Source organism: Streptomyces sp. NPDC039480, from assembly GCF_055597165.1.
This window is the reverse complement of sequence record NZ_JBVITX010000014.1, coordinates 102758-121942: the sequence shown is the minus strand read 5'-3', so window position 1 is coordinate 121942 and position 19185 is coordinate 102758. Positions and strand designations below refer to the sequence as shown.

General features: G+C 69.8%; 16 protein-coding genes. 5 read left to right on the top strand and 11 right to left on the bottom strand.

Features of this window, described 5'->3' with window-relative positions:
• Positions 1-45 precede the first annotated feature (45 nt).
• Genes ACZ56E_RS34845 through ACZ56E_RS34835 form a run of 3 tightly spaced genes read right to left on the bottom strand, consistent with a single transcriptional unit; the run spans position 46 to position 3676 of the window.
• Entirely contained in the window at positions 46-1101 is a 1056-nt protein-coding gene (locus ACZ56E_RS34845; RefSeq protein WP_471220480.1) for a sulfotransferase, read from the bottom strand.
• Positions 1098-1436 (bottom strand): RyR domain-containing protein, encoded by a 339-nt coding sequence (locus tag ACZ56E_RS34840; RefSeq protein WP_471220478.1) that lies wholly within the window; start codon positions 1434-1436, stop codon positions 1098-1100. Before ACZ56E_RS34840 ends, ACZ56E_RS34845 begins: the two co-directional genes overlap by 4 nt.
• Positions 1433-3676 (bottom strand): TIR domain-containing protein, encoded by a 2244-nt coding sequence (locus tag ACZ56E_RS34835; protein WP_471220476.1) that lies wholly within the window; start codon positions 3674-3676, stop codon positions 1433-1435. Before ACZ56E_RS34835 ends, ACZ56E_RS34840 begins: the two co-directional genes overlap by 4 nt.
• Before the next feature lie 165 nt (positions 3677-3841).
• Between ACZ56E_RS34835 and ACZ56E_RS34830 the strand changes: the two genes are divergently transcribed.
• On the top strand, positions 3842-4930 hold the full coding sequence (locus tag ACZ56E_RS34830) for a hypothetical protein (RefSeq protein WP_471220473.1): 1089 nt from the start codon (positions 3842-3844) through the stop codon (positions 4928-4930).
• Positions 4931-4955: 25 nt separating this feature from the next.
• Here ACZ56E_RS34830 and ACZ56E_RS34825 read toward each other — a convergent pair whose 3' ends face one another.
• Genes ACZ56E_RS34825 through ACZ56E_RS34810 form a run of 4 tightly spaced genes read right to left on the bottom strand, consistent with a single transcriptional unit; the run spans position 4956 to position 10760 of the window.
• The gene (locus tag ACZ56E_RS34825; protein ID WP_471220471.1) at positions 4956-6638 is read right to left on the bottom strand and encodes an ABC transporter family substrate-binding protein; all 1683 of its coding nucleotides are present in this window, start codon (positions 6636-6638) and stop codon (positions 4956-4958) included.
• Between the two features lie 57 nt (positions 6639-6695).
• Positions 6696-8849, bottom strand: a complete 2154-nt coding sequence (locus tag ACZ56E_RS34820; protein WP_471220469.1) for a dipeptide ABC transporter ATP-binding protein — start codon at positions 8847-8849, stop codon at positions 6696-6698.
• On the bottom strand, positions 8846-9778 hold the full coding sequence (locus ACZ56E_RS34815; protein WP_471220468.1) for an ABC transporter permease: 933 nt from the start codon (positions 9776-9778) through the stop codon (positions 8846-8848). Before ACZ56E_RS34815 ends, ACZ56E_RS34820 begins: the two co-directional genes overlap by 4 nt.
• Position 9779: 1 nt before the next feature.
• Positions 9780-10760, bottom strand: coding sequence for an ABC transporter permease (locus ACZ56E_RS34810; RefSeq protein ID WP_471220466.1), 981 nt, complete (start codon positions 10758-10760; stop codon positions 9780-9782).
• A gap of 283 nt (positions 10761-11043) precedes the next feature.
• Here ACZ56E_RS34810 and ACZ56E_RS34805 point away from each other — a divergent pair, with 283 nt between their 5' ends.
• Together ACZ56E_RS34805 and ACZ56E_RS34800 are read left to right on the top strand one after the other, a co-directional pair.
• Positions 11044-11640 (top strand): hypothetical protein, encoded by a 597-nt coding sequence (locus tag ACZ56E_RS34805; protein WP_471220464.1) that lies wholly within the window; start codon positions 11044-11046, stop codon positions 11638-11640.
• A gap of 192 nt (positions 11641-11832) precedes the next feature.
• Entirely contained in the window at positions 11833-12774 is a 942-nt protein-coding gene (locus ACZ56E_RS34800) for an endo-beta-N-acetylglucosaminidase H (protein WP_471220462.1), read from the top strand.
• A gap of 114 nt (positions 12775-12888) precedes the next feature.
• On the opposite strand, the gene ACZ56E_RS34795 is transcribed toward ACZ56E_RS34800, so the two are convergent.
• Together ACZ56E_RS34795 and ACZ56E_RS34790 are read right to left on the bottom strand one after the other, a co-directional pair.
• Positions 12889-13386 (bottom strand): DinB family protein, encoded by a 498-nt coding sequence (locus tag ACZ56E_RS34795; protein WP_471220460.1) that lies wholly within the window; start codon positions 13384-13386, stop codon positions 12889-12891.
• Between the two features lie 115 nt (positions 13387-13501).
• Complete coding sequence (locus tag ACZ56E_RS34790) at positions 13502-13957, bottom strand: winged helix-turn-helix transcriptional regulator (RefSeq protein WP_471220458.1); 456 nt, start codon at positions 13955-13957, stop codon at positions 13502-13504.
• 70 nt (positions 13958-14027) lie between these two features.
• On the opposite strand from ACZ56E_RS34790, the gene ACZ56E_RS34785 reads away from it, so the two are divergent.
• Entirely contained in the window at positions 14028-14981 is a 954-nt protein-coding gene (locus tag ACZ56E_RS34785) for an MBL fold metallo-hydrolase (protein ID WP_471220456.1), read from the top strand.
• Here the strand turns inward: ACZ56E_RS34785 and ACZ56E_RS34780 are convergent.
• On the bottom strand, positions 14912-16123 hold the full coding sequence (locus tag ACZ56E_RS34780) for a TolB family protein (protein ID WP_471220454.1): 1212 nt from the start codon (positions 16121-16123) through the stop codon (positions 14912-14914). The genes ACZ56E_RS34785 and ACZ56E_RS34780 overlap by 70 nt on opposite strands.
• A 217-nt stretch (positions 16124-16340) precedes the next feature.
• Here ACZ56E_RS34780 and ACZ56E_RS34775 point away from each other — a divergent pair, with 217 nt between their 5' ends.
• Positions 16341-17789 carry a CoA transferase gene (locus ACZ56E_RS34775; protein WP_471220452.1) on the top strand — a complete coding sequence of 483 codons (1449 nt, stop codon included), beginning with the start codon at positions 16341-16343 and terminating at the stop codon, positions 17787-17789.
• A gap of 61 nt (positions 17790-17850) precedes the next feature.
• Here ACZ56E_RS34775 and ACZ56E_RS34770 read toward each other — a convergent pair whose 3' ends face one another.
• A complete protein-coding gene (locus ACZ56E_RS34770) occupies positions 17851-19089 on the bottom strand; it encodes an FUSC family protein (RefSeq protein ID WP_471220678.1) in 1239 nt (412 codons plus the stop codon).
• Positions 19090-19185 lie beyond the last annotated feature (96 nt).

Here is a 19185-nt window from a genome sequence, read left to right as displayed (position 1 = left end):
CCGGCACACGGCCCTGTGACCACCGCTCCTCATCGAGAGCGGTGGTCACAGGGGGTCCGGCCGGTCCGGCCGCTTCCGCAGCGCGAGGGTGCCCGGAGCGCAGCTGTTCCTCAGCTCGTCGAGTTCGGTGGCCGTCAACTGCTTCTCGGCCGAGCCGCGGCGGCCGGCGTCGAGCCGGGCACACGCCCCGTCCAGCCACTGAGGGGACGGCTCCACCCCGACGAACGCGGCGAGGCGGGTGAGTTGCTGGCGCGGCGCGTCGATGAGGTCCTCGTAGGCCAGCGCCATGCGCCGGTCGTGCGGCAGGTCGTCGAGGAAGCGGACCCCTTCGACGATGAGTTCGGACCACAGCTCACCGAAACGGCGCAGGGGAAATGCACGGTCTCGTACGATCGCCGGGTCGAAGCGGTCGCCGAGCAGGGCTGCGAGTTCCGGCGGCAGGGCCCGCACCTGCTCGGCCGTCAGATCGGCGAAGCTGTCGACCCCCGTCCGTTCCCGGATCTCACGCATCAAGGTGATCACGCGGTACCCGGGATGGCGGCTCATGGACAGGGCACAGTCCGGCCCGTCCCGGAAGAGATGCACGAATTTCGCGTACGGAAAGACCGCGCGCAGCCCCGCCGCCCAGCCCGTCGAGTAGCCGGAACGCTCCACGACGTGGGAGCGGCCGAACCGTGCGCCGAGCCATGCGAAGAGCGCCTCATGGTGTGCGGCGGCGGTGCGGTCGGGCCAGCCGAGGACCGCCGTACGGATCTCGTCGAGCAGACCGTCGGGATCGTCGGTGAGGTGGGGCAGCACCATCAGGGAGAGGGCAGGGATGCCCGTGGTCTCGGCCGCGTACCGCCCGGGGCGGCGGGTGTAGAGGAATTCCGGCATCAGCACCCCGCTGCGGATCATGCCCGCGAAGTACGGAGTGGGCCGGAAGAGGGCCTCCCAGAACTCCGCTCCCGACACGGAACCCTCGGGGAAGGCCGTGTCCCCGACCGAGGCCATGTATTCGTTGAGGCTGAGCACGTCGGGGTGGCTGTTGAGGATGCCCGACAGCGCGGTGGAGCCGCTTCGGCCCGTTCCGATGACGAAGGTCAGACTGCGCAAGGTCACTTCCTGTCCGGGTCCGGTTCTTCGAAGGTGTAGCCGTACAGCAGGATCAGTTTGACCGTTTCCAGAGCCAGCAGGCGGTCCGTTTCCTGCTCCTCGTGCGTCAGATCCGCGTACGGCACCAGCAGCGGATGGGTGCGTCTGCGGTCGCTGCGGCGGCGGCCGTGCCGCCAGCCCTCCGCCAGGCGCTGCCGCGCCCAGTTGTCGTGCGCGTGCTCCGCGAGGACCTCGACCAGCGCGTGCAGGCCCTCGGGGACCTCCACGCCGTCCGTCTTCGCCGGAGCGGGCACCCAACTCCCTTGCTCGGAGCGGTGGGTCCGGTGTCTGCGGAAGTTCATCCGGCGCTCCTCGGCGGGCTCGGCCACGCCCGTCGGATCGCTTCGACGAGCAGCGTGGCGGCGGCATCGGAGGCGTACGCCTTCCACAGTTTGTCCTGGTCCGGACGGTGCGAACCGGCCCCTGCCCCGGCTCCTTCCGTACCGGCCACCCCGCACACCAGCGAGACGGGGACATGGGTGCGACCGGCGCGGCGGACCTGGGTGACGGCCCCCGCCGCGTCGGAGCCGTCGAGCTCCACCGCGGCAAGGTCGGGCCACGTGGCGAGCAGCGGGCGCAGTGCCGGGTCCGCGCTCCCGCCGACGGGGGAGTCCCCCGAGGCGACGGCGCCGACGAGGATGCCGGGCCCGCCCTGCCGGGGCGGAGCGGCGGGCGGTTGCTCATAGATACTCGCGGCCCAGGAGGCGTGGTTGAGGTGCATGCTCTCACCCAGGGCCATGATCCCCTCGTGCGCCAGATGGCTGCGGTCGGTGCGCGGCAGGCAGGCCTGGTCGAGTTCGTCGAGGGTGTAGCCGTGGACGCGGCTGGAGATCACGACATCGCCCGGAGCCAGGTCCGCTCCGAGGCCGCAGCAGACACCGACGAAGACCACCGCCTCCGGCCGCCACTCCTCGATCGTGGCGGCGAACGCGCCCCCCACGCCGTCCGGGCCGCCGCAGGGCTCGGCCAGCACCAGTTCGTACGCGGTACTGCGGCCGACCGCCTCGATCCCGGCACGCAGCCAGGTGCGGCCGGCGCCGCGCCGTACGGACTCCATCCGCGCACCGGTGGTCTCCACATGCCGGCGCAGCGCCTGGTGCGCCTCGGGCAGCAGGCTGATGACGGCGATGTCGGCGTGCCGCCCGGCCGGGGCACCGTCCGGCGGCATGGAGCGCCCGGGATCCAGGCGCTCCCGGAGCCTGCGGCGCTCGACGAACTCACGGTCGACGTCCTGGCCGATGACGGCGACCTGTTCGTCGCGGCCCAGCAGGTCGACGGACCGCCCCTGGAAGCTGACCTGCCCGGCGACCCCGGCCTCCAGGAAATACGGAAGGATCACCAACTGGCCGTCCGCACGCAGGCGTTCGGCGATGCGGTACTCCTCCCGGCAGTACTTGCTGTCCCAGTAGCGCTGGCTGATCAGCGGGACGAAGACGCGGCAGGCCGCGACGTTCGCCGACAGTTGGCTGTGCCAGTCCGCGCCGAGCTCGATGGAGTTGCGGCGCAGGTAGTGGAAGTAGGGGAGGTTGTGGAGATCGAAGGCGCGGCATACCTGTTGCGCAAGGGAGTTGTCCTCGAAGGCGTTGCTGAGGAAGACGCTGCCCTCGGCGCGGCCCAGGCTGCGGAAGTAGCCGATGCCTTCCTCGTACGTCTCGAACTCGAGGCGTGGGCGGTAGAAGCGGTCCACCAGTTCCTGGAGCCGGCCGCCGAGCTGTTCGGGATGGGTCCAGTACACGGCGATGCGGTCGGCCTGCTCGACGGCCCGCAGGGCGGCGCCGCTGAGGAGAGGGGACGGACGCGGCACGTAACTCCCGTCCGGCGGCTCGTGGATCAGCTTGAGCGTGGGGACGAACCGGCCGTGCAGCAGCGGGAAGACCCAGTCCGCCGCGTGGGGCGAGGCCACATCGAGGATGACGAAGTCGCAGGCGTCGACCGCGAGCAGGAACTCGAACACGTCCTGGAAGTCCAGCGGAATCTCCCGTGATGCGTAGCCCGCGTGGGCGATCGAGTCCCGGATGTACGGCAGGGCGGCGCGGTACGCCGGATCGTCCGGCAGGATCAGCCCGACCGTGCCGATCAGCCCCTTGGCCGTATGCCCTTCCGGTCCGCTTCGCGCGGCCAACCGCGCGATGGCGGGGCGCAGTTCCTCCGGGCCTGGCAGCCGGCGCCGGTTGAAGACGACGCGCTGCTCGTCGGCGGCGGGGAAGAAGCCGGCCGAGACGCCGTTCTCCATGAAGACCAGGCGTGGCTTCTTCGCCTGCAGGGCCAAATCGTGCTCGTGGACCATGAACGGCGAGGCACGGTAACGCCGTTCCTCCTCGCGGCGGGTCACCACGCCCACCAGGCAGGCGCTCTGCCGCATCAGCAGTTCGAGGTGGGTCGGGGACAACGGATTCGTCTTCGGGTCGACGGCGAACGTGAAGCCCTCGTCCCAGAAGAGGTCCCAGAAGTATTCGTTCAGCTCCCGGTCCTCCGCCCAGTAGCTGTGGCTGAAATAGGCGGGGATGCGCGCCTGTTGGCGGATACGGCTACTGCCGGACATGTTCCTTTCCCTCCCCGTTTCGGGCGTGGAGTACACCATGGGGCGACGGAACCGCGGACGGAACCACGGGCGCTCGCGGACCGCTCCCGCGCCCCGGTGCCGTACGGCCCCACATGGCTAGACTGGAGCATGCCTTCGTCACACGCGCCGCGTCCGCTCATTGCCGTGATCGGCAGCGTGGACCCGAACCGTACGTTCGCCCACCCGCTCGTCGCGTCGCACCTCGCGCCCGAGGCCTGCCGTCAGCTGGGTGCGGAACTGGCCCGCGCGGGGTGCGACGTGGCGGTCTTCTCCAGCAACCCGGAGTACATCGAGACCGATGTCGTACGCGGCTACGCGGACGCCTGCACCGAGGGGCTGCCCGGCCGGGTGGCCGCGTACCCGCCGCGCCACCGCGACGTGGACTTCGGCCTGTCGCCGCGCGCGCACGTACGGGTGGAGATCCTGCGGGACACCAGCGGTGAGTGGGAAGTCGCCTTCTACCGCACGCTCTTGGTGTGCGACGGAGTCCTGCTGATGGGCGGCGGCCAGTCCACGAGGGTGGCGGGGATCGTCGCCCTGTCGCAGCGGCTGCCGCTGGTACCGGTCGCGGCCTTCGGCGGCGGAGCGGGCCAGGTGTGGGTCAACTTCGACCGGGTGCGCAACGACGCGGACGACGCCGACATCCGCCTCATGGGCGACAACTGGTCCGCGGATTCCGCCGCCAGGCTCGTCGCCTGCCTTCAGCGCCAGCGCGAGCGGAAACTGCGGCGGCTCGCGGAGGCCGAGAGCGAGCAGCACGCGGCGACGCGGCGTGCGGCGACCGGGCTGGCCGCGGCCGCCGTGTGCCTGGTCACGGCGCTGACGGGCCTGGTCACGGCCAGTCCGCCGCGCCCGGCCCGCGTGCAGGACCTGGTGGTCCTGGTGGGCGCCCCACTGGTGGCCGCGGCGGCGGGCGCCATCATCCGCAATTCCTTCGACGGCGACGCGCGATGGGGCCGGGCCTCGGTGCGGGGCCTGGGAGCGGGCCTGGTCTCGGTCCTGCTGTACTTCGCCTCCCAGCTCCTCAGCGTGCCCACGCTCCTCGACACCCTCGACGTGCGCCGCCTGCTGTTCTTCACCATCCCGCTCGGCTTCACGGCGGGCTTCACCTTCGACCTCGTCTTCGAACGCCTTCGCGAGGGCACGGTGGGGCCACCGCCGCCACCGCCCCCGGACCCGATGGCGCCGGGGACGGCGGCACCTGGGCAGGGGGCGTCAGGGGCGAGGGAGTGAGCGGACCCGGCTGCCCGGGAGAGGCCTACTTCTCCCAGCCCACCGTCTCCGGCAGCGGGTTGTGGAAGATGGTCGCGCCCACGTTCGCCAGGCCCTTCTTCACGCCGTACGTCGAGGGGCCGCTGAACATCGGGAGCCGGGCGTAGTCCCGCAGGGCCTTCTGCTCCACCTTGTTCGCCGCCGCTGCCTGCTTGTCCGGGTCGGCGATGTCCGCCGTGGCGCGCATCTCCTCGTCCAGCGCCGGGGACCCGGCCCCGGTGAGGTTGGAGTCACGGTCCGAGCAGTACGTCTCGCACAGGTAGCGGGCCCCGAAGGGGTCCATGGAGCGGTTGCCCGAGAGGATCAGGTCGAACTTCCGCTCGTTGAGGATGCCGGCGAAGTCCGCCTGGTCGGCCTTCTTGACGGTGAGGCGTACGCCGACCGGCTTCAGCATCGCGGTCAGGGCGCCGGCCGTGGCCTTGTCCAGCGGGTCGTCGCCCAGCAGCGTGTAGCCGACCTCCAGCTTCTTGCCGCCCTTCTCCCGGATCCCGTCGCTCCCGGGCTTCCAGCCCGCCGCGTCGAGGTCCTTCTTCGCCTGGTCGGGCCCGTACTTCAGGACGGCCGAGACATTGTCCTCGTACCCCTTCTGGAAGCTGTAGAGCAGCGCCGAGCCGGGCAGCGGCTCCTTGTAGTCGAGGCCCTGGAACTGGATCTTCGCGATCTGGCTGCGGTCGACGCTCTCCTGGATCGCCTTGCGCACCGCCTTGTCCCCGAGAACCGACGACTTGGTGTTGAAGTAGAGCGAATACACGAACGGGCTGCCACCGCTCCGGGTCTCGGTGCCCTTGATCCCCTTCACCTGCTTCAGACTCTCGGCGTCGACCGCGGAGACGTAGTCGAGCTGACCGTTCTTGAAGGCGTTGACCGCCGCGGTCGACTCCAGGTTCACGTAGACACGTTTGTCGAGCTTGCCCTTCCTGCCCCACCACTTCGGATTGCGGACGAAGGTGATGTTGCCCGAGTGGGTGTCCCACTTGCCGACCGTGTACGGGCCCGCGCCCCACTCGGGATGCGCCTTCTTCACGTACGCCTTGTTGAAGTTGTCGACCTTCGCGGCCTTCGGATGCAGGAACGTGGAGAACAGGCTAGGCCAGGAGGCGTTGACGCCCTTGAAGGTGATGACGGCCTGCTTGTCGTCCTTGCCCCGCGCGACGTCGGTGATCTGGTCATAGCCGTCCGTGGTCGAGGCCGCGTAGTCCTTGTCGGAACCGTTGTTGGCCTTCCACGTGGCCTTGATCGCGGTCCAGTCGATGGGTGTTCCGTCGTTGAAAGTGGCCTTCTTGTTGATCGTCAGGACGACCTTCTGGTTGCCGCCCCTGACGGACACCTTCACATCGCTGAAGTAGTCCGGGTTGTAGTGGACTTCACCGGTCGGCGAGAAGGTGATCGCGTTCGCGTTGTACCAGGCCCACACCCGGGACGCCGTCAGAGTGCCGTTGACGTTGAACGGGTTGCCCTGCTCGTCGAACGTCCCCGCCGTCGTGTAGGTCCCGCCGTCCTTGAGCTTGTCGTACGCCGTCGGGTTGTAGTCGGCGGCTCCCGACGCGGCGGACGGGGTGCCCTTCCCGGCGGAGCCCGCGGCGCCGTCACCGGACGAGGACTGGCAGGCGGTGGCGGTGACGGAGATGGCTGCTATGAGGGCGACGGGCAGGGCCAGTCTTGCGCGCATGGGAGAGCATCCTTGTGTTGAAGGTCGGGTGGGACATCGAGGGGGAATGGGCGCCGCTCACGCGGCGTGGCAGGCGTACGTGTGGCCCGGCTGCCCCGGCACCGGCGTGGGCGCGGGGCGCTCCGTGCGGCAGCGCCCCCGGACGTCGTCGTCGGCGAGGCGGTACAGCGGGCAGCGGTCGATGAACACGCAGCCGCGCGGCAGGTCCGTGGCGCTGGGCTGCTCGCCCTTCAGGACGATCCGCTCACGGGTGCGCTCGCGTTCGGGGTCGGGGATGGGGATCGCGGACAACAGCGCCCGTGTGTAGGGGTGCTTCGGGTCGGAGAAGAGTGTCTCCGTGTCGCCGGTCTCGATGATGTGTCCCAGGTACATCACGGCGATGCGGTCGCAGATGTAGCGGACCACGGCGAGGTCGTGCGCGACCATGAGGTAGGCGAGGCCCAGCTCACGCTTGAGCCTGCCGAGGAGGTTGATCACCCCGGCCTGGACCGACACGTCCAGTGCGGACAGCGGTTCGTCGAGGGCGAGCAGCCTCGGGTCCGTGGCCAACGCGCGGGCGATGCCGACGCGTTGGCGCTGGCCTCCGGAGAGCGCGGCAGGGAAGCGGTCGCTCACCGCGGGGTCGAGACCGACGAGCGTCAGCAGTTCGCGGACGCGGGAACGGATCGCGTCGCGGTCGCGGCCGACGGCCCGCAGAGGTTCGGCGAGCAGTTCGTGGACGGGCAGGCGCGGGTCCAGCGCGCCCAGTGGGTCCTGCATGACGATTTGTACGTCGTGGCGCAGGGTGCGAGCGCGCCCGGTTGCGGAAGGAGTATCCGACGTACCGGCATCTGTTGCGGTCGTCGCGCCGACCTTCCTTCCCGCGATCTCGATCCGGCCGCCCTCCGGCCGTCTGAGCCGCAGGACCTCCATCAACGTCGTCGTCTTGCCGCTGCCCGACTCGCCGACCAGGCCCAGCGTCTCCCCGGCACGCAGTTCGAAGCTGACACCGTTGACCGCGTGCAGGGTTCCGACCCGGCGTTTGACGAACGCGCCCTTGGTGACGGGGAAGGTCTTGACGAGGTCCTCGACGCGCAGCACCACGTTGCCGTTGCCGTTGCCGTTGCCGTTGCTATCGCCGAGCTCGGCGCTCGCCGTGCCCGCCCGCCGGTCCACGGGTGTGATGCCTCCGGCCGGGTCCAGGGTCCCGTCGGCCACCTCGGCCGCGCGCAGGCACGCCACGTCCCCATGTCCCGTGACATGGCGCAGCTCCGGCTCCTCGGCGCGACACGCGTCGAGCGCGAGTGCGCAGCGGCTCGCGAAGGGGCAGCCGTCGGACAGGTCCGCGAGGGCAGGTGGCTCGCCGCCGATGGGGACGAGGGGGCGGCGCACCCCGCCGTCCACCGTCGGCACCGCTGCGAGGAGCCGCGCGGTGTACGGCATCGTCGGCCGGCGGAAGAGGGAGTGCACGTCCGCCTTCTCCACGAAGCGGCCCGCGTACATGACGGCGACGTCGTCCGCGTGCCCGGCCACGACGCCGAGGTCGTGGGTGATGAGGACGAGCCCCGCGCCGGTCTCCCGCTGTGCGAGGCGCAGGACGTCGAGGATCTGCGCCTGCACGGTGACGTCGAGCGCGGTGGTGGGCTCGTCGGCCACGAGGACGCTCGGCCGGTTGGCGATCGCCAGGGCGATGACCACGCGCTGGCGCATGCCGCCGGAGAACTCGTGGGGGAAGGCCGAGGCCCGGTTGCGGGGGTCGGGGATGCCGACGAGGTCGAGCAGTTCGACGGCCTGCTCCCACGCCGCCTTCTTGGACAGGTCCTGGTGGACCCGCAGTGCGTCGGAGAGCAGCCGGCCCACGGAGAAGATGGGGGTGAGCGCGGACAGGGGGTCCTGGAAGACCATGCCGATGGATCTGCCCCGTACCCGCGACAGCGCGCGGTCGTCGAGGCCGATCAGGTTCTGACCGCCGAGCAGCACCTGACCGTGCAGCTCGGCGGTGGGCGGCAGCAGGCCCATGACGCCCATCGCGGTGGCCGACTTGCCCGAGCCGGACTCGCCGACGATGCCGAGGGTGCGGCCCGGCAGCAGATCGAAGCTGACGCCGCGCACCGCCTCGACGGGCCCCGCCTCGGAGGGGAAGGAGACGCGCAGGTCGCGTACGGAGAGCACGGGGGTGGCGCCGGTGAGGGAGGCCTCGCCGTCGCGTACAGGGGTGGTGGTGAGTGTCATCGTCGGCCTCCCGCCGCGCCGGTCACAGAGGTGGGGTCGAGGGCGTCGCGCAGTCCGTCGCCGATGAAGGTCATCGACACGGTGAGCAGGACGACGAGGGCCGCGGGGAAGGCGAAGAGCCACGGGGCACTGGTCACGGTGGTCGCCCCGTCGGCGAGCATCGTGCCGAGGGAGACGTCCGGGGTCTGGACGCCGAAGCCGAGGAACGACAGCGCGGTTTCGCTGAGTACGGTCGCGACGACACCCAGCGTCAGGTTGACGATGAGCAGGGAGCCGAGGTTGGGGATGATGTGGCGCAGGATGATGCGCAGCGGGCTGACGCCCATGAACTCCGCCGCCGTCACGTAGTCCCGTTCGCGCAGCGAGGTCGAGACGGACCAGATGACCCGGGCGGTGGACATCCAGCCGAACACGGTGAGGACGACGATGAGGACGCGCCAGTCGCCGGCCAGCCGGTTGGAGACCAGGGCGAGGATGAGGAACGAGGGGACGATCAGCAGGAAGTGGATGACGGCGAGCGTCAGCCTCTCCACCCGGCCGCCGAAGTACGCGGCGCTGGAGCCGATGACCGCGGCGACGACGACCGTCAGGACGGACACGCTCACGGCGATCACCAGTGAGCGCCGCAGTCCGTGCACCGCGCTGGCGTAGATGTCGTTGCCGCCCTGGTTGGTGCCGAACCAGTGCACGTCGCTGGGTGGCTGGGTGAGGGCGGTGAAGTCGGCGTCGGTGTGGGTGTAGGAGGTGAACAGGCCGCCGAAGGCGCTGAACAGCACGAGCAGCGCGAAGATCACGACGCCGGCGACGGCGAGGCGGTTGCGCAGGAAGCGCCGCAGATAGAGCCGACCGCGCCCGAGCTCGGCGTGCGGCCCGGCCTGGTCGGTTCGCGGCAGGACGGCATCGGTCACTGTGTCGATCCCCGTCGCCATGTCAGTTCACCCGCACTCTCGGGTCGAGGAAGACGGTGGCGATGTCCGCGAGAATCGCGCCGATCGCGGTGAGCACCGCGGCGAACGCGGCGGTCGCGACCGTGCCGTGCACGTCGTTCTTGCTGATGGTCTGGATGAAGTAGCGGCCCATGCCGTTCCAGCCGAAGATCGTCTCGGTGATGATGGCTCCGGTGAAGATGGCGGGCACGCTGAACGCCACGGAGGCCGCCGTCGGGATCAGCGCGGCGCGCAGCGCGTGCCTGCGGACGGCCTGGCCGCGGGTCAGACCGGTGGCCTGGGCCGTGCGCACGAAGTCGGCGTTGATGGTGTCGAGCAGCAGCGAACGCTGCGTCAGGTGATAGCCCACGTAGCCCATCAGCGTCAGGGTGAGTGTCGGCAGGATCAGATGGAGGAGACGGTCACCGATCGTCGGGAGTAGTCCCTCTACGTTGGGGGAGCTCTCCCCGGCGACGTAGAGGAAGTCGAGGCCGGCGTGCTGGTTGATCCAGATGGCGACGAACACGACGGCGAGTGCGGCGACGGACGTCGGGACGTTGAACACGGCGATGGAGATGGCCTGTGAGACGCGGTCGGCAAGACCGTACTGGCGCGCGGCGGTGTAGACGGCGAGCGCGACACCGATGACGACGGACAGGATGGTCGCCGTGACGACCAACTGGGCGCTGACCAGCGCGCGGTAGCCCACCTCGCCGTTGACGGAGACACCGGTGGGCGACTTCCCCCAGTCGAAGTCGAGGGTCACGGAGGTGAGCCAGTGCCACCACCGTTGCACCAACGGCACGCCGGGGTCGAGGTTGTACGGGGCGAGGGCCCGCGAGATCTGTGCCTCGCTGCGGGCGGGACGCAGCTCTTTGAAGTTCGACCGGGGGTCCAGAAACCAACTGGACAGGAAATAGGTTGCGTTGGTCGCGACCACGATCATCAAGAGCCAGCCGCCCGCCTTGCGCACTACATAGCGCATGGGGCGGTCCACCCCCTCACCACACGTGTGAGGTGCGCCGGTACGGCGTCGGAGAGACAGGTCGAGTGCATGGCTGGTGGAGCTTTCTGGGGTCGTACGAGTACGGAACGGTGCCGCGAAGGGGCGAATGTCAGCTTGGTCCGTACTAAGCGGTCACGCCAGGTTGTGACCGGTTCCGCCATGAGCTCGCAACGTTGTCGTTGAACCCGCAACATCGCTGTAGGACTCGCAATGCGGCCGCAACAAAATGATCTTCCTTGAGTGATCATCTAGCCTGAGCACGGTGAACGAACAGCCAGCCGTCGGGACGACGGCTCGAAGGGGCAGGGGCGCCGTGGTGTGCGCCGTGGTCCTGCCGACAGCACTACTGGCCCTGCAACTCGGCCTCGGCACCGTGGCCCAGGCCCAGGAATCAGTCGGTACGGGGCCGCGCGCGGTGAGCGGCGTGATGGCATCCGACCGCGCGACGGTCACGGAGGGCCAGGTCAGGGAGGTGGCACCGGACGGCGTGATCACGTATCCGAGTGTGACCAGTTGCCTCACGGTGACCGTGCGGCTGCGGGACGGCGGCCTCGTCGGTGCGCACGCCAGCCTGTTCCAAGTGACGGGCGCACTGCGGTCCGACGAGATCCTGGCCGCGCTCAAGGGCCGCGTCGGCAACCGCTCGGTGACCGCGGTCGAGGTCAGGGGGGCCGTGGGTGCCTGGCACCCGAGTTACTTCGTCAAGGCGATCGAGAGTTACGGCGAAGGGGAGCAGGTGCCGGTCCCCACGGGCCGTGACCTGGACGGGACGGCCCGTGCGGTGGCGTCCGGGCTGGGCCTGCCCCGGAACGTCGTCACGGTTCAGGACGTGCCCGACGGGGATCAGGTCGTCACCTGACGAGGGCCGGGCCGGGTGGGGCGGGGCTCGAGGGCTCCGCGCCCGGCACCGGTCGGCGGGGCAACTGCGTGGGAGTCGTGAAGAGTTGGCGCTGGATCTTCAGGAATCGGTCACGAAAGCGGAAAACTCTGAGGCTCGCTCGGTGCTTTCGAACAGGCCGGGCGTCGACCCACGATGGGAGACCGATCAACGATGTTCAGTCTGGTACGGAGCAGAGCGCGGACGGCCGCGCTCGCCCTCTCGGCCGTCGCGGCCCTCGCCTTCGGCACGACCGCCACGACCGGTGCGGCAGCGGCCCCCGCTCCCGGCCCTGCCCCCGTCCCCGCTGCGGCGAAGCAGGGACCGACCTCGGTGGCGTACGTCGAGGTGAACAACAACAGCATGCGCAACGTCGGCAAGTACACCCTCGCCAACGGCGGTGACAACGTTTTCGACGTCGCCGTGATCTTCGCAGCGAACATCAACTACAACACGAGTACGAAGTCGGCGTACCTGCACTTCAACGAGAACGTCCAGCGCGTACTCGACAACGCAAAGACCGAGATACGGCCGCTGCAGGAGAAGGGCATCAAGGTCGTCCTCTCGGTGCTCGGCAACCACCAGGGCGCGGGCTTCGCCAACTTCCCCTCGCAGCGGGCGGCTTCCGCGTTCGCGAAGCAGCTGTCGGACACCGTGACCAAGTACGGCCTCGACGGCATCGACTTCGACGACGAGTACGCCGAATACGGCAAGAACGGCACCGGCCAGCCCAACGCCAGCTCGTTCGTGCACCTGGTGACGGCCCTGCGCACGAACATGCCGAACAAGATCATCAGCCTCTACAACATCGGCCCGGCCGCATCACGCCTCTCCTACGGCGGCGTCGACATCTCGTCCAAGTTCGACTACGCGTGGAATCCGTACTACGGCACCTGGCAGGTCCCGCGCATCGCCCTGCCCAAGTCGAAGCTGTCGCCGGCGGCCGTGGAGATCGGCGGGACCGCGCAGAGCACATCCGCAGCCCTCGCCCGTCGTACCGTCGCGGAGGGGTACGGCGTCTACCTGACGTACAACCTCGACGGCTCCGACCGCAGCGCCGACGTCTCCGCGTTCACCAGGGAGCTGTACGGCAGTAACGCCGTCTACACGCCGTAGGAAAACCGCGCGCGCCGCGCCTTCGACAACGATGTCGGGGCGCGGTCGCGGTCGCGTCGAAGTCTGGGGCTCGCGCTCGGCGATCCGGACCGACGGAGTGGAGCGGCTCTCCCGTCAGGTGAGGACCAATCTTTGTCTGCCGTCCATGAGTTCACGTACGGCGTCCAAGTGGCCGGCGTGGGTGGCGGTCTCGGTGATCACGTGCAGGACGACTTCGCGCAGGTTGTCGAGGCGCCAGTCGCCGAAGAAGTCGGGCCACCAGCTCGGGGCCGCGTTGAGGTCGGCGTCGGCCAGGAAGGCGTCGGAGAGTTCCCCCTCCTTCCGGTAGAGAGCGAAGACCTCCTCGGCGGTCTTCTCCGGGGCGGGCTGCCACGCGTTCTCCCCGGACCCGAGGATCTCTTCGATCGCTGCTCGCTCCCCTGCAGCGACCGCGCGGAACCAGAACTTCTCGTCGTCCAGGGCGAGATGGTGCACCAGTCCGAGGCAGGTCCAGCCGGAGGGGAGAACCGGGCGCCGCAGCGCCTCCTCGTCCAGGCCCTCCAGGATGTCCAGGACGTGCTCGCGCTTGCTGTTCAGGACGCTGAGCAGGGTCTTCAGTTCAGTGTCAGCCATGGGCCGGACCCTATGCGGCCCCACTGACATCGGGCTCGTTCGCTGAGCGCAGTGGCGGCGGCGCCGAGTGGGAGTGGGCGGCAGCAGTGGAACCACCCGCTCCCACAACGATCAGTCAGTCAAGGACGTCCCGCTGCGCCGTGCCCCAGTCCCACATGCTGTGCACCACTGGTTCGAGCGCCCGGCCTTGGCTGGTCAGGCTGTAGCGGACGCGGGGAGGCCAGCCCGGGGTGCGGTGACGCTCGATGACGCCCGCGCCGGTCAACTGGGCCAGCCGTTCCGAGAGGACCTTGTCCGAGAGGGCGGGCAAGGCGGCGGACAGTTCGGAGTACGTGGCCTGACCGCGGCGCAGGAACTCGCGGACCACTAGCGGCGTCCACCGACCGGACAGCGCGGCGAGGGTGATGTCGACGGGGCATCGCGGCTCGTGGCCCGGCGGAACGAGGGCGGTGTCCGGGCAGTCTGCGAGCGGGCCGCTCTGGTGTGCCGGCGCGCCGACCTGGTGTTCCGGCGGGCCTACCTGATGTGTCAGCGGGCCGCCCCGATCACCCCGCGTGGCGTGTCCAACCATTTGGTGAGTCACGAAGGCCCCTCCTAACGTCCGTCGAGAACACCCCGCCAGCTTGCCTCTAGGGGGCCTTGTGCGTATCCACCACCTCAACTGCGGTTCTCTCCGGAAGATTCCACTGCTCGGTGAAGAGGGCCCGGCCGACACCGCGTACGCCGACACCGCGTACGGCGAAGGCGAACGTGCCGTCGCCTGCCATTGCCTGCTCATCGAGACGGACTCGGACGGACTGATCCTGGTCGACACCGGCCTGGGTACCGCCGACCTACAGCACCCACACCGGTCGCTGGGCGAGGACTGGGTCGCCTACGCCCAGCCCACCCTGAACCCCGAGGAGAGCGCCCTGCGCCAAGTCGTCCGTCTGGGATACGCGCCCGAGGACGTACGGCACATCGTGCTCACCCATCTGCATCGCGACCACACGGGAGGGCTGCCGGATTTCCCTCACGCCCAGGTGCATGTGCACCCCGACGAGTACCGAGCCGTCACCGACTCCACGGCGGCGCACCACCGGCACAGCCTCGACAGCTTCATGCCGGCACACCGAGCGCACATCCCCCTGCTCACACCAGCACTTCTCGCGGACCGCACAGAGTGGTTCGGCTTCCCCGGCGTGGCGCGACCGCAGGGGCTGACACATAAGGTCCTGCTGGTGCCGTTGCCCGGCCACTCGGCGGGGCACTCGGGTGTCGCCGTGCGCGACGGCGACGGCCGGTGGCTGCTGCATGCGGGGGACGCGTACATGTATCACGGCGAGCTCGAGCACACGCCGCCCCGTGTCCACCCCGTCATGGAGCCGGTCCAGCAAGGAGCGCAAACCGACGTCGTGGCGCGCGAGGCGACCCGCGACCGACTGCGCTCCCTGCGACGCGACCACAGGGACGAGATCACCGTCTTCAGCGCACATGACCCGTGGGAGTTCGCCGCTCTCGCTGCCCCGAACACTCCTACGTCCGGTCAGCGCAGGGTGCGTATGAAGACATCTCCGATCAGATTGGTGTCGTCGGGGACCAGGCCGGGGTGGTAGGAGCTGAAGACGGCCGTCGACTCGTCTGTGCTCAGTGCCGCCCGGGCCACGGTGACGGGCTTGCCGTCCTGGCCGGGTGAGAGCAACTCCTCGCGGCCGGTGGGCAGATCGCGCAGGATCAGGCCCAGCGTCGTGCCGTTCATGTCGGCCGTGTTGAGGAGCAGCTTCGAGCCGTCCGCCGACAGATCCGACACCTGGGTGAGATCGGTGGGGGAGTGGCCGTCGTACCGCTGGAGCGTGCCGGTGCGCAGGTCGCGGACGAACGCGTTCCAGGACGTGCTGGTGTCCCCGTTGGGGTCGGTGCCCGGGACCAGGTTGGTGGCCACCGAGTTGAAGCCCACCTTGGATCCGTCGGCGCTCAGCACGGGAGCGAGTTCCGACCTGTCGGCCGGCGCTCCGTTGTGGGTGACGTCGGCTTGCACGGTCCGCCCGGTCACGCGGTCGTACACCAGAATGTCCGCCTGGTCGTCGTCGGACGGCCCCGAGTAGCCGACCCGGTAGGCCACCTTCCGGCCGTCGGCGCTCATGGAGATGTCCTGGCAATCGCGCTTCGTGGTGGGGCCGGCCCGCCACAGCTGCTGGGTCCGGCGGTCCAGGAGCATGATCCGGCAACGGGACGTGCCGTTCTCGTCGGCGGCGGTCTTCGCCACGAAGGCGACGTACCGGCCGTCCGCGCTGAGCGGGGCCGCGCCGAAGTCCGCGCGGTAGCCGCCGTCCAGCGCGGGCGCCACGGGGTCGATGCGACCGGTGCGCAGGTCCGTCACATGGACGGAGTACTTCTGGGTCGTGGCCGAGTACGAGGTGAACGTCAGGTGATGCCCCGCATCGGACACCCGGGGCAACATCGTGGACTCACCCGGCAGCACCACGCGCTTGAGTGGTGCGCCGGGGGCCGTCCGGTAGAAGACGTTGTTGGGCACGTCGATTCCGGGCACCAGGTTGGTCGCCGACGACATGAAGGCGACGACGCGTCCGTCGGCGCTGACGGTCGGATCCACCGAGTGATGGTTGCCGCCGGTGCCGTCGGGCGCCACGCTGATCCGTTCGGTGCGCAGGGCCCGGCCGTTGTCGCTCGCTGCCCCCGCTGCCCCCGCGGGCCAGGCGAGACAAGTGACGGCGGCCGCCGCCAAGGCGGTGCTCATGGAGATGCGTAAAGAAGGTCTCATCAGGTGGTCCCCCTTCGGCCCGAGGGCGGCCACAGCCACCCCGCGCGCCTCTCTGGTGCCTGTCCCGGTAACGCCCCGGCACGGTCTGTGCGGAGGACTCACGCGATGAAAGCGCGGTGTGTGCCGTGGGTCAATGCATGTGCGGACGACTTTTCACCTTCCCCCGGGTGGCACTCAGTGCCATAGTGCAGACATGAACTCTCCCATCACCTCCGGAACCTCGCAGGCTTGGGCGGCACTGGGTGCCGATGCTTCGCTGGTCAACCGGGTCTCCTACGGCGGACCTTCCGGCGGACTGCCGGCGCGGTTGCCCGTCATGGAGCTGGCGCGGGCCACCGTCGCGGTGTGCTCGCTCGCGGCCGCCGAGCTCACCTCCGTACGCACAGGGCGCCCCGTGCCACGCGTGCGGGTCGATGACGAGGCGGTCGCGACGGCGTTCCTCAGCGACCGGTTGGTGCGGGTCGACGGGCAGGCGTGGTCGACCTTCTCGCCGCTGTCCCGGTTCTGGCGGGCGACCGACGGATGGGTTCGTACGCATGCCAACTACCCACACCACCGGGCCCGGTTGCTCGCCGCTCTCGGAGTGCGGGAGGGCGTCGGCAAGGAGGCGGCGGACGTGGTGGACGTGGTGGGCCGGGCGATCGCGGGGCTCACTGCGCTGGAGGTGGAGGAGGCCGTGTACGCGGCGGGCGGCCTGGCCGTGGCGGCACGCGGCCCCAAGGAGTGGGCCAAGACCGAGCAGGGGATCGCGGTCGCGGGACAGCCGCTGCTGACGACGGCGCGCATCGGTGACGCTCCGGACCGGACGCTAGGTGGTGCCGCACTGCCGTGCGCGGGGCTGCGCGTCCTGGACCTGACCCGAGTGCTGGCGGGGCCGGTCGCCACCCGGACGCTGGCGCTGCTCGGCGCCGACGTGCTGCGGATCGACGCCCCACAGCTGCCGGAAAGTCAGGAAGCCCACAACGACACAGGGATGGGGAAACGCTCGACCACCCTGGACCTGGGGGAGGCCACCGACCGTAGGCGCTTCGAGGAACTGCTCGACGAGGCGGACGTGGTGGTCACCGGCTATCGGCCGGGCGCGCTGGAACGGTTCGGACTGACCCCCGAGGCGCTCGCCGAGCGCCGACCGGGCCTCGTGATAGCCCAGCTCTCCGCATGGGGACGTTACGGTCCGTGGCGCGAGCGGCGCGGCTTCGACAGCCTCGTCCAGGTGGCCACCGGCATCGCCGAGCTGGAGGGCTCACCGGACTCGCCCGGCGCGCTGCCCGCCCAGGCGCTCGATCACGGCACCGGCTATCTGCTCGCGGCCGGCGTACTGCGTGCGCTCACCGAGCAGCACCGCACGGGCGGCACCCGGCTGATCCGCCTGGCCCTGACACAGACCGCGCACTGGTTGGTCCACGACCTGACATCCGCGGTACCAGCGGCATCCGCGGTACCGGCAGCACCTGCGGCGTCCGCTCCGGGCGAGGGTGAGAGTGAGGGCTTCAACGCCGAATACTGGCTGACCGAGACCGACAGCCCCATGGGCAGACTGCGACACGCGCTGCCGCCGCTGTGGTACGAGGGGGGCCCGGTGAACTGGACACGCCCGTCGGGTCGATGGGGGACGGACGCCCCGATTTGGAGCGGCGCCTGACGGCAGTCACGACGACGATGACGACGGCAGTGACGGCGACAAGAGTCACGCCCACGGGGACTCAGGCCTCCACAGCCGGCCGCCGCTCCGTGCCACTGTCGCCGCGCAGTCGGCGGCGCAGCGCCGCGAGCCTCGGGTAGCGCTCGCTGTGCTCCGCCGCGCGGCGGTCCAGCTCCTGCAAGAGGCGCTCGGTGCGCTTGTCGAGGTCCAGCTCATCGAGGATCCGGTCGACCTCGGCGAGCAGCGCGCCGTGCAGCTGCCACTGCCTGGGGTGCTCCTGTACGTCTTCCAGCAGCATCTCGGCGACCCGGTCACGGGTGACTCGGCTCGCGGCCAACGCGGCGGTCAGCCGCTCCTCGGCCTGCTCCGCGTTGGCGGCCACCTGGGTGGTGATGAGCCGGGCGAAACTCTCGATGGCGTCGGCCAGCTGTTCGAACAGCTCCTGGAGGCCGGTCGACACGTCCGGTGGGAACAGCGACTCCTCCGTACGGAATTTCGCCAGGTCGGTCAGGCTCCGGGTCAGCACCCGCAGTACCACCGCACAGATCTCCAGGGTGTCAAGACCCGTCCGTAGCACCACCCGGGACAGCAGCCCTTCCCGTACGCGGGGGTTCATGCGCAGGCTCTCCTCCGCCTGCCGGAGCGAGGCGTCGACCTCCACGATGTCGTGGTCGAGGCGCCGCGCCTCGTGCAGCCGGGCGGCCGCGTGCGGAAAGGGGAGGTGACCCGCAGCGATCTCCGCACCCATGGTGCGGAACATGCCACCCATCCCGCGCGCAAGCCCGTCGATGGACGCTCCTGCCGACTGCGTCCACACCGGGGGAGCGAACAGCAGGTTGAACAGCAGCCCCACCCCCGCGCCGATCAGTGTCTCCAGCACCCGGTGCCAGGCCGCCGACGTGGCCTGGGAAACTCCCAGGACCAGCATCGCGCTGATCGCCACCTCGGGCACGAACTCGTTCACTCGTACGAAACGGCCGATGATCAGCGAGGTGAAGATCGTCAGGCCCAGGCTCCACCAGGTCAGTCCGACCAGGCTGGTGAAGCCGATGGCGATGAGGACACCCACGACGACGGAGTTCACGCGCCGGATACCGGTGGTGAGGGTCGCGTACAGGGTGACCTGGACGACCAGGAGTGCGGTCAGCGGGGCCGTCAGGGGAGCGGGTTGTGCGGGCAGGACCAGCAGGGCGACGACGAAGGAGATGACGGCGGCGGCCGTGGAGCGCAGCGTCTGCACCGCGACGGGCTCGGTGGTCCGCCGCACCAGTTTGATCACGGGGGCTGATACGTCCGGCATCCCCTTCACGTGCCCGATCATGAGCCTCTCACCACACTTCAGCACCAGGAACCCCTCGTACGCCGTGCTGCACCGCCAGTCACGTGACACGTCCAC

Bases quoted from the DNA above. Each gene is read 5' to 3' on its own strand.
- ACZ56E_RS34840 (WP_471220478.1), bottom strand. From the start codon at position 1,436: ATGAACTTCCGCAGACACCGGACCCACCGCTCCGAGCAAGGGAGTTGG.
- ACZ56E_RS34835 (WP_471220476.1), bottom strand. From the start codon at position 3,676: ATGTCCGGCAGTAGCCGTATCCGCCAACAGGCGCGCATCCCCGCCTAT.
- ACZ56E_RS34825 (WP_471220471.1), bottom strand. From the start codon at position 6,638: ATGCGCGCAAGACTGGCCCTGCCCGTCGCCCTCATAGCAGCCATCTCC.
- ACZ56E_RS34820 (WP_471220469.1), bottom strand. From the start codon at position 8,849: ATGACACTCACCACCACCCCTGTACGCGACGGCGAGGCCTCCCTCACC.
- ACZ56E_RS34815 (WP_471220468.1), bottom strand. From the start codon at position 9,778: ATGGCGACGGGGATCGACACAGTGACCGATGCCGTCCTGCCGCGAACC.
- ACZ56E_RS34810 (WP_471220466.1), bottom strand. From the start codon at position 10,760: ATGCGCTATGTAGTGCGCAAGGCGGGCGGCTGGCTCTTGATGATCGTG.
- ACZ56E_RS34800 (WP_471220462.1), top strand. From the start codon at position 11,833: ATGTTCAGTCTGGTACGGAGCAGAGCGCGGACGGCCGCGCTCGCCCTC.
- ACZ56E_RS34795 (WP_471220460.1), bottom strand. From the start codon at position 13,386: ATGGCTGACACTGAACTGAAGACCCTGCTCAGCGTCCTGAACAGCAAG.
- ACZ56E_RS34790 (WP_471220458.1), bottom strand. From the start codon at position 13,957: ATGGTTGGACACGCCACGCGGGGTGATCGGGGCGGCCCGCTGACACAT.
- ACZ56E_RS34780 (WP_471220454.1), bottom strand. From the start codon at position 16,123: ATGAGCACCGCCTTGGCGGCGGCCGCCGTCACTTGTCTCGCCTGGCCC.
- ACZ56E_RS34775 (WP_471220452.1), top strand. From the start codon at position 16,341: ATGAACTCTCCCATCACCTCCGGAACCTCGCAGGCTTGGGCGGCACTG.
- ACZ56E_RS34770 (WP_471220678.1), bottom strand. From the start codon at position 19,089: ATGCCGGACGTATCAGCCCCCGTGATCAAACTGGTGCGGCGGACCACC.